Below are 15,116 nucleotides of genomic sequence, written 5' to 3' on the forward strand. Positions count from 1 at the left end.
ACTCAATCATATAATCCGCAATCTGCCTTCTCAGCTCCTTGGTATTGACCAAATCAGCCTTGGTCCAACGCTTCAAGCCCATCAACATCACCTTCTGTTCATCACCCTTTGCAAAAGCAGCGATGGCCTCCTTGGCAGCAGTCTGAATTTTTTCCACCGCTTCAAACAAGTACACCTGTGTCATGGCAATCTGATGCTTGCAGGCTTCCTCACCCCTCATACTGACCAGTTTCTCGGTTCTCAGAATGGCAGATTCTGCCGCATAGATTTCAATCATCACATCCGCCAAATTCATCATCACTTCCTGCTCTGACTCAATCTTATCCTGTAAAGCCATGGCCGCCTTGCCACCTACCATCAGGAATACTTTCTTCAGTTTCTTGATTACATCTTTCTCAGAGGCAAACAATTCTGAGGTATCAATGCTCTCAAAGCTCGGTACGGAGGTCAACTCATTGCCTACAGCCATGGCCGGCTCAAACAAATTGATCTCTCCCTTCATGGCCCGCTTCAACAACATGCCCACCATCAACATCCTGTTGATCTCATTGGTGCCTTCATAAATCCTGGAAATCCTCGCATCTCTATAAGCCCTTTCCATTGGCGCATCCGCAGAATAACCCATACCACCATAAACCTGCACGCCCTGATCCACCACATAATCCAATACCTCAGAACCGTGCACCTTGGCAATGGCCGCCTCAATGGCAAACTGCTCCAAAGCTTTCAATTTGGCCTCGGCATCTTCCATTCCTTCCGCAGCCAAAGCAGCCATCCTGTCTTCAATGTCCTGACCGGCACGGTAACACAAGGCTTCACAGGCATAGGTCCTCACGGCCATCTCTGCCAGCTTTTGTTTGACCGCTCCAAAAGTATTGATGGATACGCCAAACTGCTTTCTTTCTCCAGCATACTTGATGGCATAGGAAGCTACCGTCCTGCAGCCACCCAATACACCAGCTCCCAATTTGATCCTACCAATGTTCAGGATATTTACCGCAATCTTGAAACCGTTCTGACGCTCAGAAAGTAAGTTCTCTACCGGTACCTTGCAATCATTGAAGAATACCTGACGGGTGGAAGAACCCTTGATCCCCATCTTCTTCTCTTCTTCGTTCATCGTGATACCACCAAACCCCTTTTCCACAATAAAAGCAGACAGGTTCTTGTCGTCATCAATCTTGGCAAAAACGATGAAGAGATCAGCAAAACCCGCATTGGAAATCCACATCTTCTGTCCATTGATGATGTAATGCTTCCCATCCTCAGTCAACACTGCCTTGGTCTTACCACTGTTGGCATCTGAACCAGCATCTGGCTCTGTCAAACAGTAGCAGGCTGCCCACTCACCGGTAGCCAATTTGGGTAAATACTTGGCCTTTTGCGCTTCATTGCCATAATACAAAATCGGCAAGGTACCGATTCCGGTATGGGCACCATAGGTAGTGGAGAAGGAACCGGCACCACCAATGATATCAGCGATCAACATGGAGGTATTGAAACTCATCCCCATTCCACCGAATTCCTCCGGCACAGAAATACCCAATAAACCCAATTCCCCTGCCTTTTTGAAAATGGAAGGTACCAATTCCGGATGCTTCATGCTGTCGATTTCCTCGATATTGGGATGGATCTCCGTATCGATAAAATCCTGACAGGCCTGCGCCATCATTTTTTGCTCTTCTGTGAACTCTTCAAAGATGAAGATGTCCTGGGCTTCTGTTTCCTTGATCAGGAACTCCCCGCCGTTGATTGATTTTTTTGCTACAGTTGACATATGGTATAATGTTTATTTTTTTAGAATCTAGAATCAAGAATCAAGAGTCAAGACGGTCTTGTCTCTTGGTTCTTGGTTCTTGTCTCTACTTTAACAGTTCAAATACTCCCGCAACGCCCTGTCCTCCGCCGACGCAGGCCGTAACCATGCCGTACCTCTTGTTCTGTCTGCGGAGCTCATTGAAGAGTTGGACGGAAAGTTTAGCGCCTGTACAACCCAGCGGATGGCCGAGTGCTACTGCACCACCGTTGACATTGACCTTGTCTATATCCATGTCCAAGGATTTGATGACCGCCAGTCCTTGGGCAGCGAAGGCCTCATTCAGTTCAATCAGGTCGATTTTATCCAAGGTCAGCCCCGCCTGCTTCAAAGCTTTTGGCACAGCCTCCTTAGGACCTATACCCATGATGCGCGGTTCTACACCTGCCACGGAATAGGACATCATTCTCGCGATAGGTTCCAGGTTCAATTGCTTTACCATTCTTTCTGACATTACCAGGACGAATGCAGCACCATCAGAAGTCTGAGAAGAGTTACCCGCTGTCACCTGACCGCCCATTTTAAAGGCTGGCTTCAGATTGGAAAGCCCTTCAATCGAGGTACCAGGTCTTGGCCCTTCATCTGTATCCACAATATATTTCCTGGTTTTTCTTTTGCCTTTTTCGTCGAGGTAAGTTTCTTCCACTTCTACAGGAACGATCTCATCCTTGAACTTGCCTTCTGCTATGGCTTTCAAGGCTCGGTCATGGGAACGCACCGAAAACTCATCCGCTTGCTCACGGGTGATTTCGTAGTCTTTGGCCAGTTCTTCTGCCGTCAATCCCATGCTTAGATAATAATCGGGGGTTTGGGAAGCAATTTTCCAGTTGAGGGCAGTCTTGTAACCCATCATAGGGAGCAATGACATGGATTCTGTACCACCGGCTATGATACAATCTGCCATTCCTGCTTTGATTTTTCCGACAGCCAGGGCGATAGCCTCCAGACCGGAACCACAGTAGCGGTTGATGATAAAGCCCGGGTTATCAATTCCCAAAGCCAATAGGGAAATCATTCTTCCCATCTGCATGCCCTGCTCCGCTTCGGGAATGGCATTGCCCACAATCAGGTCATCTACCAATTTTGCTTCCAGGCCAGGCGTACTTGCTACTAAGTGTTTGATGACATCTGCTGCCAGGTCATCCGGGCGGTAGAAGCGAAAGCCTCCTTTTTTGGCCTTTCCCACCGCTGATCTATATCCGTTTATGATGTATGCTTCCATTTCGTCTATGTTCTAATGCGTTTATTGTTAATATTGGTTTTTTCTATACTCCGAATGTATAAGAATCAAGAATCAAGAGCCAAGAATCAAGACTTGTAGCTAGTAAGGATTGGATTCAAGTGTTTGCATGAAACCGTGGATCATCCTTTGGACTTCAGAGAGATCTACCCCCAATTCATCAAAAGTTTTTTGATCCAAAAGACCAACCCTGTGAGCAATGATCGCTTGGGTTTCGAGTTCGAAGCTTTCACCTAAACTAATATCCAATGAGTTTAAAACAGCTTTAGAAGTATTTCTTGCTGTTCCTTCAGCAATATTGGAAGGAATAGAAACACTAGATCTTCTCATTTGAGAAGTCATGCCAAATTTTTCTTCATTCGGAAACTCATTCGTGACCTGGTAAACCTTTACAGCCAAATCCACGGACTTTTCCCAAACTTTCAAATTTTTAAAATTATGCTTCCTTCTCATCTCTTTTAATTTTTAGGTTAAACATCTTCTGTACTCAAATCCATCTTGATTCTTGCTTCTTGTCTCTTGTCTCTTGTCTCTAGTTTCTCGCTTCTCGTCTCTCGCTTCTAATTCCTCAACGGTTTTCCCTTAAACAAAATACTATGTATGCGCTCCAGCGTCTTTTTCTCACCGGTCAAGCTCAAGAAGGCCTCACGCTCAAGGTCGAGTAAGTACTGCTCACTTACTTCTGTAGGAGAAGAAAGGTCACCACCGGACATCACCCAGGCCAGTTTTCTGGCAATCTTGGCATCATGCTCTGAAATATACTTTCCATACAACATGCCGGTAATCCCTGCTTCAAACAAGGCCAGGGAAGATTTACCTAGGACTTTGACATCGGTCTGCTGTACCGGTTGTGTATAACCTGACTCATACAATGCAAGTACCTTGGCTTTGGCATCGGCCAAGACCCGCTTCCTATTCAAAGTGATGCTATCCTTAGCCTGTAAGTACCCCAAACCTCTGGCCTCAGCAGCAGACATGGACACTTTGGCCGTAGCAATGTTCATGAAATATTCCTGTAAGCGGTTCAATTCCACATCTCCGGATTTGATCTCATTGGAAAATCTCAGAGTCATTTCCTTGGTACCTCCTCCTGCTGGAATCAAGCCTACGCCAAATTCAACCAGCCCCATATACAGTTCTGCATGCGCTTGTATAGCATCGGCATGTAAAGAAAGTTCACAACCTCCTCCCAGAGCCATATTATGAGGTGCGACTACTACTGGAATGGAAGAGTACCTGGCACGCATCATGGTATTTTGGAAACCTGCAATCATCAGGTTGATCTCATCAAATTCCTGGTCACCGGCAAACATAAAGAGCATGGCAAGGTTGGCACCTGCCGAGAAATTGGCACCTTCGTTACCGATTACAAGGCCTTTGTAGGATTTTTCTGCCATGTTGATGGCGGTATTGATACCTTCGATCACTTCCTGGCCCAAAGCATTCATCTTGGTGTGGAATTCCAACCCAATGACATCATCGCCCATGTCATAAATACTGGCACCGGCATTGCCCCATATTTTCTTATCGGCTCCTTTAAGCGTATCCAATAGAATAAATTCATCTGTTCCAGGAATGGCCTTGTAGGATTTGGAGGGGATGTCATAATATTTTCTAACCCCACCATCGACTTTATAGAAGGAGCTATGGCCTGCTGCCAGCATTTCATGAACCCAAGCTGCTGCTTTTTCACCGGCAGCTTCCATTTTCTCGACGGTCTCTTTTACGCCGAGCACATCCCATGTTTCAAATGGACCTAATTCCCAGCCAAAGCCTGCGGATACTGCCTGATCAATTCTGTACAATTCGTCAGCAATTTCAGGTATGCGGTGGGATACATATTTAAATAAGTCATAGAAAGATGCCCTATAAAATTCTCCGGCTCGGTCATCAAAGTTCACCAGGAACTTGATCCGCTTTTTCAGATCATCAATTTCCTTGGAAGCTTCCAAAGCTTTGAATTTTGGCTTTTCAGCATCCTTGTATTCAAAAGTTTTAAGGTCCAATTCCTTTAATTCTTTGGAGCCATCCTTATGACGGATCATTTTGAAGTAACCCTGGCCGGTTTTGTCTCCCCACCATTTGTTGTCGTAAAGTACTTTGACAATATTGGGCAACTGGAATTTATCCCTTGATTCATCATGGGTAAGGGTCTTATACAAGTTATTAGCTACATTGACCGTGGTATCTAAACCCACCACATCCATGGTTCTAAAAGTGGCCGATTTGGCACGGCCAATCACTGTTCCGGTCAGTTTATCTACTTCGGAAACGCCCATGCCCATTTTCTCAATGGCATGCATACCTGAGATAATGGCATAGACCCCAATCCGGTTGGCGATAAAGGCAGGAGTATCTTTACACAATACTGTTTCTTTGCCCAAGTACCTGTCTCCATAATCCATCAGGAAATCCACAATTTCAGGCTTGGTTTTTGGACCTGGGATGATTTCAAGCAAGCGGAGGTATCTTGGTGGGTTGAAAAAGTGTGTACCTGCAAAATACGCTTGAAAATCTTCGGATCTGCCTTCACACATCAATTGCATGGGAATACCTGAAGTATTGGAAGTGATCAATGAACCTGGTTTTCGGTATTGTTCTACTTTATCAAAAAGGGATTTTTTAATATCCAATTTCTCCACGACCACTTCAATGACCCAATCATAATCTTTGATTTTTGGAAGATCATCATCAAAATTTCCTGTAGTTATCCTGGATACATGGGACGCATCATAAAGGGAAGCAGGCTTTGACTTCAAGGTATTCTGAAGGGCTGTATTCACCAATCTGTTACGTACCGATTTGTCCGAAAGGCTTAACCCTTTCTTTTGCTCGTCTTCATTCAGTTCGAAAGGAACGATATCAAGCAATAAAACCTGCACACCTATATTGGCAAAGTGGCAGGCAATTCTTGATCCCATTACACCCGAACCTAAAATGGCAACTTTCTTAATGGTTCTTTTCATATTTTTTTGGTTTTAGAGTCCGTACAATTGATTATCGTACGCATTGGGGTTTATAGTTTCTGATTGAAAATTTTCAATTACTTGATTGATCTTGTAAAAAACACCAAAAAAGGTTTCCAGCTCCTCCTCTGATACCAATTCTCTCACCGCCAAATTGAATTCTTTGATGGTCTGAACCGATATTTCTTTTTTCCTTTTTCCTTCCGGCGTCAGAAAAATCCGGACAGAGCGTTTGTCTACCGGATCCGGTTTTTTAAAGATCAAACCTTTCTCCTCCATATTCTTGAGCATCCTTGTCAAGCTTCTTGCTTCCAGTCCCATCAGAGGTGCAATCTTGGTGGCCGGGGTTCCTTCTTTAGAATTGATATTTATCAGTACGAATCCTATAGAAGTGGTAAAATCTTCCTGTGCCGCTTTCTGATTGTACATCCTGGAAATGGCATGCCAAGCGCTTTTGATATGGTAATCAACTGTGTCTTCACGCTTCATAGGCTTATCTTTCATACGTCCAAGTTACAAAAAAGATTGTATGCATGCATACTATTTTTAAAAAAAGTTATGCATGCATAAGAAATATTAAACAATCAAAGATGAAATAAAAAAAACTATATTCTGATTTTAATCAAAATATAGTTTTTAAAGATGTATAAGTATTGAAAATACCTATTTTATCAAAATAAGTTTCTAGATATATTAGCTATACAAGGCCTCAATTTCTTTGGAAAATTTACTGTGTATGACTTTACGTTTGAGCTTCATGGTTGGTGTCAATTCACCTGTTTCTACGCCCCATTGGCTATTAAGTACTTTAAACCGTTTGACCTGCTCCCATTTACCAAAATACTTGTTCAGATTATCAACTTCTTTTTGAAACTTTTCAATGATTTCTGGCTTCTCCAACATTTCTTCATCTGTAGTATAAGGAATATCTTTATGCTTACACCAATCCTGTAAACCGAGAATACTGGGAACAATCAAAGCTGCAGGATAATTTTTATTTTCACCTACAATAATGATCTGTTCTATTACGGGAGACTCTTTAAATTTATTCTCCATAGGTTGTGGAGCAATATACTTACCACCAGAGGTTTTAAACATCTCCTTCTTCCTATCTGTAATTTTAAGGTATTCTACCTCATGTAATTCACCAATATCACCAGTATGAAACCAGCCATCATTATCAATTACTTCAGCTGTTAGTTCAGGTTGTTTATAGTATCCCTGCATGACATTAGGACCTTTAACGAGAATTTCTCCATCTGCCGCTATTTTGACTTGGACATCTTTGACGATTTTTCCCACCATACCAATTCTGATATCATCTAAATTGCAAATGGAAGCAGAAACCACGGGAGAGGTTTCAGTCAAACCATACCCTTCACAAACTGGAATACCAGCAGACCAAAATACCCTGGCCAACCTGGGCTGTAAAGCAGAGGCTCCTGAATTAATTTGCATGATATTACCACCCAAAGCTTCTCTCCACTTACTGAATATGATTTTATTGGCCAATTTCAATTGGAAGTTGTACCATCCTCCTTGATCCTTGTTGGGTTCATATTTCAAACCTAAGTTGAGCGCCCAAAAAAACAGAGATTTTTTTACTCCGGTCAATTCATAGCCTTTGGATACAATTTTATCATAAACTTTTTCCAGAAGCCTAGGTACAGTATTGAATACATGGGGTTGTATTTCCTTCAGATTATCACCAATGGTCTCCATACTTTCAGCATAGTAAATGGATATGCCCATATAAAGAAAAGCAAAAGATCCTGTACGCTCATATATATGGCAGAGTGGTAAAAAACTCAATGCTTTTCCTTCTCCTGGAGGAGCTACTATCCTATCTTCAACGGCAAATAAATTGTGTATCACATTGGCATGGGTGAGCATAACTCCTTTTGGTCTACCTGTAGTACCAGAGGTATAAATGATGGTAAAAAGATCATTTGATTTGACAGCCTCCTTTTTGGCATCTAACTCTGCCAAATTACCCGCCTCTCCTTTCGCCATGAAGTCTTCCCAATATTCGCATCCATCTAGCTTATCAAAAGAAATAATTCGCACATCCATTTCTTTGGAGCCTTCACGGGCTTTCTCCATAATTTCTGCATCTCCAACAAAAATCTGTTTAACTTCAGCATGGTTGAAAATGTAATTATAATCCTCAGCAGAAATTGTTGGATACATGGGTACAGAAATCGCTCCTATTTGTTGCAAAGCCAAATCAATAAAATTCCATTCAGGCCTGTTATTAGATATAATGGCTACTTTGTCATCTTTTTTAATGCCAGTGGCTAAAAATGCCAAACTTAGGTTGTCTACAATTTTTTTTAGATCCCTGGAAGAATATGTTTTCCACTGTCCATCTAATTTTTGAGCTAATGCAACTTTCTTATCATAAGTCGCAATCTGATGATTGATGAGGTCAAATAGTCTGGTGATTTGCATATTATTTTGGGTTACACTTTTTGAAAATATGAAAAACCTTTCATTAAAACAAAATCGTTAGATTTTAGAATCCACAGACTTATATATATATTATTTTATTTATTTAAATAAAAACTATTAAAGTTATTATGCTGTGGATTTGTTGATAAAATAAATCCAAATTTTAACCCACAGCTTATTTCTAATTTAATCAATTGCTATCCACTATTTATTCACAATAATTGTGATCGCTTAGTATCTGTTTTTCTATGCTTTAAATATTTTTTGTATGAAGATGTTGGTAACATTTGATTTTCTAATTGTATACAATTATGCGTTGAAAAAATTGTTTGTCATTGTTGATAAATGGGTAGTTATTTTACACTGGTCAATAAAAATCCCAAGACCTTATGAGGTCTTGGGATAAGTTCTAAGTTATGCTCAAGTTATTGACAGATTTCCACAAAAAAATCATAGGTTATCGACATTATTTTTTTCCTGAATGGCTGTATTTTCCTTATTTATTCCCTGTGGTAAATATGGTTCTATGGTCAAATCCAATGACCAACCTCCTCTGATTGTTACATCTCTTGGGTTATCTGCTCCTTCATTTTCCATATAATATACAGGTTCAGCATACCTGTTTTGATGCATGTTTGAAGTATCCCATCTTCTGTTTTTGTTCCGATCTACGATAGCCCGTATGTAGTAAGTTCCAGGTTCAACATGGTTTAGAGTCACCTCATTCTTCTCTTCTAAATATCTTTCTTCTAATATTTCATCTCTTTTTGTAAGTATTTGGATGATTATTGGTAATTCATCTGTATTAACCTTTATATTAATTTGATCAGATAAGGATTCTTTATTTAATTTTCTAAATGATGTTTCGACTTTCTCTTTATTAAATATGCCTTCTACATCGGAAAATGTTGAATCTCCTACATATAATATAAAGGTCTCTTTACTAATGGTATCTGGTACTGTCCATGCAATATTTAAAACTGTTCTGTCTATACTGTCTTTAAAATAGATCCATTCTTTTTCTATTGGTATTATTGAAGCTGTATCATATCTTATATATAATGAATCATAATTGATGGCTTTAATGGGCTTGTTGAATGTTAGTTCTGCAATAAGTGCATCCAAAAAGTTCTTTTTCCCCCCTACTTTAAGTTCTAGTTCTTCTTTTCTCCTATCACTCTCTTCAAATTTTGCGTATATGACTGTATCCAGTGAGATTCCCGTTGAATCTTTTAAATTGAGGTTTATTGCGGTACTGTCATTTGTAAGTCTTGTATGGTAAAAACGAATGGTTTTATCATTTCTTCTGTAAAATATATTTTCGTTTAGTGCTTCATGGCCTATTTTGATATCCACTGGAAATTTACTCAGAACGACGTCATAATTTGTTCCTATTGTCGAAGCCCTATTAATTTTAAATTCTGATAAATCCGCTTTGTTTAAATAGAATTGTGCTCCCGATAAGTTTTCGTTGATATTTAACGTATCAATGATGAATGAATAAGCTTCTTGTTTTTCTTCTGCCTTTAATGAATTATTGGGGTCATGCCAGGCATATGCTTTGTATTTTCCTGCCTTGATGTTTGTCAATGTAAATCGACCTATCGAATCAGTTGATCCTATATAATAAGGAGGGGCTGTTAAAACATCTGTTGTATCGTTGAGTTCGTATAACCCCACGTAGATATCTTTTAATTTTGGGTCTCTTTGGTGGAACATATAATCTACCTTACCCGAAAATGTCAGGCTATCAATGTCTGGGCCTGTGGAAAATACCAACCTTAAATCAGGTGGTACATTACCTTCTGTGATATCCTTAATACTGTTCTGAAAGTTGAATACATAAGTGGTACTGTCTTCTAGATCTTGATTCATTTTTATGGTTACACGGTTTTTATTAGCCGTTACTTCCATTTCTTCTTTCTTAATCCTTGGTGTAATGATGATTTGCTTATTGGGATTCTCTAGCGCTATGTATTCATTGAATTCAATTTCAATGATATTGGTACGTACATCTGTTGATTCGTTATTGGGATTAATTGAAAGTAAGATAGGTGGTTCCTCGTCCTTTGGGCCACCCATAGGTGTACTCTGTTTTGCACAGGAATACAATGAAATAATTAAAATAAAGCTTAATATTTGTATTAAATATTTCATACTTTCTTTAAAATAAACAATATACTTGAATAATTGTCTTGGTTATTTTTAGCCCAAAGATTTGATTTTAGTCCTGTAATTAACCCATGGCTATATTGTTGGATTATATTTGATTTGACTTTTTGATATTTTTCTGATAATAAGGATACATAATAACTGTCAAATTTCATGGGAATGATTGCCTGTATTTTTAACCCAACTAGTTCAGCAAATTGTTGTATTGTTTCTGGGGTAAAATGATAAAGATGTCTTGGTACATCTAATCCTGCCCAATATGGTCCGTAATATTTGGCATCATAGGAATTAATATTTGGAACTGCTATCATTAAAGTTCCCCCATTTTTGAGCATTTTAGACAGCTGTTTACCAGTTTTCCTAAGCTCATGTATATGTTCTAAGACATGATATAGGCTGATACATTGGTATTGATCTTTTTTAAATAACTCGGAAATTGATTTTTTAACTTTGATTTTTTTATTCTTGGCTAATTTTCTGGCGGTCTGATCTGGTTCTATACCAGATACTGACCAACCATTTTTAGCCGCCGCTTCCAAAAAGTAACCTGTTCCGCATCCTATATCCAGTAAATTTCCTTTTTTTTCATTGTATTGATTTAGCCAAGATACTTTTTGCTTAATTGTTATTTTTCGTACTTGCTTATAAATAAAATTTGTGAGGTTATTTGATTGATCTTGGTGTGATATGTAATCTGTTGATTGATAATATTGTGCTATATGCTCTATATCCGGTCTTGGATTTGTAAAAATCAATTGGCAATTACTGCACTGGCAAAGCATAAATTTTTCTCCTGATATGGAATGGTCTACGACCTCCTGAAGATTAAGAAAAAGCCCACTTTTACAGAGTGGGCATTTGTTCAATCTTTCCATTGTATTCATTATCTTCCTAGATATACTGTCAATATGGACAAATCTGCTGGAGAAACGCCACTGATGCGTGAAGCTTGTCCTAATGTTTCTGGCTTTATCTTGTGAAGTTTCTGTTTTCCTTCTGCTGATAGTGCCGGAACAGACAAATAATCAAATGTGGTAGGTATTTTGAAGTTCTCCATACTGTTTAACTTTTCCACCATTTGTTGCTCCTTATCTATGTAGCTTTCGTATTTGATTTGTATTTCTGCTTGTTCTAGTACCTCTTTTGGGTATTTGGTTAAATAGGTTTTGATTTCTGAATCTAGGTTCATTATCTCTTTTAAGCCTAATTGTGGTCTTTTGAGTAGTTTTTCAATGGTGACTTTTTCCCTAATGGTAGCAGTCTCAAACTCCTCTAGTCCCATATTGATGTTTTCGGGAGATAATTTCTTTTGTTTTAGATCATTAATCAACTTGGATGTATCTGATTTCTTATCCAACATCTTCTCCATCCTTACATCATCTGCAAGCCCTATTTGATGTCCTAATTGCGTCAATCTCAAATCTGCATTGTCTTGTCTTAAAAGAAGACGGAATTCAGCTCTTGATGTAAACATCCTATAGGGTTCTTCTGTACCTTTATTGATCAAATCATCTATAAGAACACCTATATATGCATCTGATCTTTTTAAGATGAATGGCTCTGCTTCTTTAATTTTCAAAGCGGCATTGATGCCTGCCACAAGGCCCTGTGATGCTGCCTCTTCATATCCTGTAGTACCATTGATTTGACCAGCGAAGTAGAGGTTTCCAACCAAATGTGTTTCTAAGGTCAATTTCAATTGAGTGGGTGGAAAGAAATCATACTCTATAGCATACCCTGGACGGAACATTTTAGCATTTTCAAACCCAGGTATCTTGCGCATGGCTTTGTGTTGTACATCTTCTGGTAAGGAAGTAGAAAAGCCATTGACATAAATTTCAACAGTATTCCAGCCTTCTGGCTCGACAAAGATCTGATGTCTTTCCCTTTCAGCAAAACGGTTGATTTTATCTTCTATTGATGGGCAGTATCGAGGACCTAATCCCTGAATTCGCCCATTGAACATAGGTGATCTGTCAAATCCTGTCTCTAATGTTTCGTGAACACTTTTATTGGTATAAGTGATCCAGCAATTCCTCTGTTCTTGTAAGGGGCTTGTTTCATCTGAATAAGAGAATTTTTCCGGTTGGCTGTCTCCTTCTTGAACTTCCATTTTACTGTAGTCTAAGGAGCGTCCATCGACCCTTGGAGGAGTTCCAGTCTTCATTCTTCCTGCTTCAAAACCTAGGGATACCAATTGTTCTGTAATTCCTTTTGCTGCTGATTCTCCAGTTCTTCCCCCTCCGAATTGTTTTTCTCCTATATGTATAATACCGTTTAGAAATGTACCATTTGTAAGCACCACAGATTTTGCTTTAATTTCAAGTCCAATTCCTGTTTTTACGCCCACTACCCTATTTTCCTTTACTACAATCCCATTTACCATTTCTTGCCAGAAATCAACATTAGGTGTCCTTTCTAAAGCTAATCTCCATTCTTCAGCGAATCGCATCCTGTCATTTTGTGTTCTTGGTGACCACATAGCAGGACCTTTTGATCTATTGAGCATGCGAAACTGTATCATGGATTTATCAGAAATAATTCCTGACATACCTCCTAGTGCATCAATTTCTCTTACTATCTGTCCTTTAGCTACGCCTCCCATAGCTGGATTGCAGGACATTTGGGCAATCGTGTTCATGTTCATGGTGCATAAAAGGACTTTAGCACCCATTTTGGCAGCAGCATTGGCCGCCTCACAGCCAGCGTGACCTGCCCCTACTACGATTACATCATATTCTGGAAACATTCTTTTTCCTTTTAATAGGTGTTCCACGTGGAACACTTGATGATTAAATAAATGATTTGTTTTTGATTCTTGAGATGTTCCACGTGGAACATCAGGAAGAAAAGAGTCCAATGGACTTGTTTTCCATTTTTCTCATTTCAATTTGATCTTCTTGATTTTTATCCTTGTAGCCCATGAGATGTAGTAATCCATGGCTCATGACCCTGAGTAGTTCTTTTTCAAAATCAATTTTTTCTATCTCCGCATTTTCCCTTACGCGTTCTATACTGATGAAAATATCCCCTTCTATAGTTTTGCTATCTTCAGTATTATCAAATGTTATGATGTCAGTATATGTTTTATGGTTCAGGTATTCTACATTGATTTGATATAGGTATTCATCCGAACAGAATATGTAATTCAATTCTTTGATTTTCCTATTTTGGTCTGATGCAATTTTCCTCAACCAATTTTTGTATTTGTTTTTTCCCTTCAAAGGAAAGCGAATGTCTTCTTCAAAAAAGAGGATGGCCATATTACACGTAAAATGTTAATATTGCTTTTCTACCCTCATCTTCAAATTTGACGTCATCTGAAAGGTGTTTCATGATAAATATTCCCCTACCTCCTGCTTTTTCTAAATTTTCTGGTGCTGTAGGGTCATCTAAGTGGACATAATCAAACCCCTTGCCTTCATCGGTAATGATAAACTGAATTTCCTCATCATTAAGGTGTAATTCTAAGTTTACCTTTTTGCTACCATCCAATTTGTTACCGTGCACGATGGCATTGGTCACGCATTCTGTAACAGAAATCATAATATTTCCATAAATGTCATCATTGATGGCATATTTTTCCCTGGCATTATCAATGAAACTCTCTATGATTTTGATATTCTCAATTATAGAAGGGATTGAAATTTTAATAGAATTCATCAAGGTTTTATGGATAAATTAATGTTTGTATTTTCTTTTAATTATCTATTTCTATGAGAATAGGGCAATGATCTGAATGTTGTGCATCCGGTAAAATCACTGAATTGTTAATCCTATCTTTCATGCCTGATGTGGTCATATGATAGTCAATACGCCAACCTAAGTTTTTTCCTCTTGATCCTGCCCTATAGCTCCACCAAGTATAATGATGCGGATCTTGATTGAACATCCTAAAGCTGTCATCAAAGCCTGAACTGGTAAACTTATCCATCCATGCCCTTTCTTCCGGAAGAAATCCAGAAGAATTCTTATTGGATACTGGATTATGGATATCAATGTGTTTATGACAGATGTTATAATCCCCGCTGAGAATCAAATTAGGGTAGCCCTGAATCAAGTCCTGTGTATACCCGTAGATATCATCAAGAAATTGGTATTTAAAATCCTGTCTCACATCTCCGGTAGTTCCTGAAGGAAAATAAGCAGATACAAATGAAAAATCTTCATAGTCTGCCCTGATCATTCTACCTTCATCATCATATACGGATAAACCCATGCCATAGGCTATGTTTTTCGGTTTTACCTTACTCAATATCGCTACACCACTGTATCCTTTCTTAACAGCGGGAAACCAATAAATATGATATCCCATATCTTCAAATATGCGCGTATCAAATTGATTTTCCAAAGCTTTAACTTCCTGTAAACCAATAATATCAGGGTCCTCCTGCTTGAGCCATTCGGCAAAACCTTTGTTTAGTGCAGCCCTTATACCATTGACATTATAGGATACGATTTTCATTTAATT

12 protein-coding genes are annotated in these 15,116 nt (G+C 39.1%); all 12 read right to left on the minus strand.

Annotation, left to right across the window (positions count from 1 at the left end; translation table 11 throughout):
* Window positions 1-1,777: acyl-CoA dehydrogenase FadE (locus tag B879_RS10535; RefSeq protein WP_040400457.1), on the minus strand; the 1,777-nt coding region annotated here is incomplete at its 3' end.
* A gap of 85 nt (window positions 1,778-1,862) precedes the next feature.
* Entirely contained in the window at window positions 1,863-3,038 is a 1,176-nt protein-coding gene (locus B879_RS10540; protein ID WP_009185164.1) for a thiolase family protein, read from the minus strand.
* Window positions 3,039-3,137: 99 nt separating this feature from the next.
* Entirely contained in the window at window positions 3,138-3,509 is a 372-nt protein-coding gene (locus tag B879_RS10545; RefSeq protein ID WP_009185165.1) for a four helix bundle protein, read from the minus strand.
* Window positions 3,510-3,616: 107 nt separating this feature from the next.
* On the minus strand, window positions 3,617-6,022 hold the full coding sequence (locus B879_RS10550; protein WP_009185166.1) for a 3-hydroxyacyl-CoA dehydrogenase/enoyl-CoA hydratase family protein: 2,406 nt from the start codon (window positions 6,020-6,022) through the stop codon (window positions 3,617-3,619).
* A 12-nt stretch (window positions 6,023-6,034) separates the two neighbouring features.
* Window positions 6,035-6,511, minus strand: coding sequence for a MarR family winged helix-turn-helix transcriptional regulator (locus B879_RS10555; protein ID WP_040400467.1), 477 nt, complete (start codon window positions 6,509-6,511; stop codon window positions 6,035-6,037).
* 204 nt (window positions 6,512-6,715) lie between these two features.
* Window positions 6,716-8,473, minus strand: a complete 1,758-nt coding sequence (locus B879_RS10560) for an AMP-dependent synthetase/ligase (protein ID WP_009185168.1) — start codon at window positions 8,471-8,473, stop codon at window positions 6,716-6,718.
* Window positions 8,474-8,923: 450 nt separating this feature from the next.
* Window positions 8,924-10,630, minus strand: coding sequence for an Ig-like domain-containing domain (locus B879_RS10565; RefSeq protein WP_009185170.1), 1,707 nt, complete (start codon window positions 10,628-10,630; stop codon window positions 8,924-8,926).
* Window positions 10,627-11,529 carry a class I SAM-dependent methyltransferase gene (locus B879_RS10570; RefSeq protein ID WP_040400459.1) on the minus strand — a complete coding sequence of 301 codons (903 nt, stop codon included), beginning with the start codon at window positions 11,527-11,529 and terminating at the stop codon, window positions 10,627-10,629. Before B879_RS10570 ends, B879_RS10565 begins: the two co-directional genes overlap by 4 nt.
* The gene (gene mnmG, locus B879_RS10575) at window positions 11,529-13,394 is read right to left on the minus strand and encodes a tRNA uridine-5-carboxymethylaminomethyl(34) synthesis enzyme MnmG (protein ID WP_009185172.1); all 1,866 of its coding nucleotides are present in this window, start codon (window positions 13,392-13,394) and stop codon (window positions 11,529-11,531) included. Before mnmG ends, B879_RS10570 begins: the two co-directional genes overlap by 1 nt.
* A gap of 91 nt (window positions 13,395-13,485) precedes the next feature.
* Complete coding sequence (ybeY, locus tag B879_RS10580) at window positions 13,486-13,908, minus strand: rRNA maturation RNase YbeY (protein ID WP_009185173.1); 423 nt, start codon at window positions 13,906-13,908, stop codon at window positions 13,486-13,488.
* Between the two features lies 1 nt (window position 13,909).
* Entirely contained in the window at window positions 13,910-14,308 is a 399-nt protein-coding gene (locus tag B879_RS10585; protein WP_009185174.1) for an ATP-binding protein, read from the minus strand.
* A 37-nt stretch (window positions 14,309-14,345) separates the two neighbouring features.
* Entirely contained in the window at window positions 14,346-15,110 is a 765-nt protein-coding gene (locus B879_RS10590; RefSeq protein ID WP_009185175.1) for an exodeoxyribonuclease III, read from the minus strand.
* Between the last annotated feature and the right edge of the window lie 6 nt (window positions 15,111-15,116).

It is taken from the genome of Cecembia lonarensis LW9 (genome assembly GCF_000298295.1).
GTDB lineage: Bacteria > Bacteroidota > Bacteroidia > Cytophagales > Cyclobacteriaceae > Cecembia > Cecembia lonarensis.

Excerpts from the sequence above, each read along its gene's own strand:
- B879_RS10540 (WP_009185164.1), bottom strand. The coding sequence starts at position 3,038 with ATGGAAGCATACATCATAAACGGATATAGATCAGCGGTGGGAAAGGCC.
- B879_RS10545 (WP_009185165.1), bottom strand. The coding sequence starts at position 3,509 with ATGAGAAGGAAGCATAATTTTAAAAATTTGAAAGTTTGGGAAAAGTCC.
- B879_RS10550 (WP_009185166.1), bottom strand. The coding sequence starts at position 6,022 with ATGAAAAGAACCATTAAGAAAGTTGCCATTTTAGGTTCGGGTGTAATG.
- B879_RS10555 (WP_040400467.1), bottom strand. The coding sequence starts at position 6,511 with ATGAAGCGTGAAGACACAGTTGATTACCATATCAAAAGCGCTTGGCAT.
- B879_RS10560 (WP_009185168.1), bottom strand. The coding sequence starts at position 8,473 with ATGCAAATCACCAGACTATTTGACCTCATCAATCATCAGATTGCGACT.
- B879_RS10565 (WP_009185170.1), bottom strand. The coding sequence starts at position 10,630 with ATGAAATATTTAATACAAATATTAAGCTTTATTTTAATTATTTCATTG.
- B879_RS10570 (WP_040400459.1), bottom strand. The coding sequence starts at position 11,529 with ATGAATACAATGGAAAGATTGAACAAATGCCCACTCTGTAAAAGTGGG.
- mnmG (WP_009185172.1), bottom strand. The coding sequence starts at position 13,394 with ATGTTTCCAGAATATGATGTAATCGTAGTAGGGGCAGGTCACGCTGGC.
- ybeY (WP_009185173.1), bottom strand. The coding sequence starts at position 13,908 with ATGGCCATCCTCTTTTTTGAAGAAGACATTCGCTTTCCTTTGAAGGGA.
- B879_RS10585 (WP_009185174.1), bottom strand. The coding sequence starts at position 14,308 with ATGAATTCTATTAAAATTTCAATCCCTTCTATAATTGAGAATATCAAA.
- B879_RS10590 (WP_009185175.1), bottom strand. The coding sequence starts at position 15,110 with ATGAAAATCGTATCCTATAATGTCAATGGTATAAGGGCTGCACTAAAC.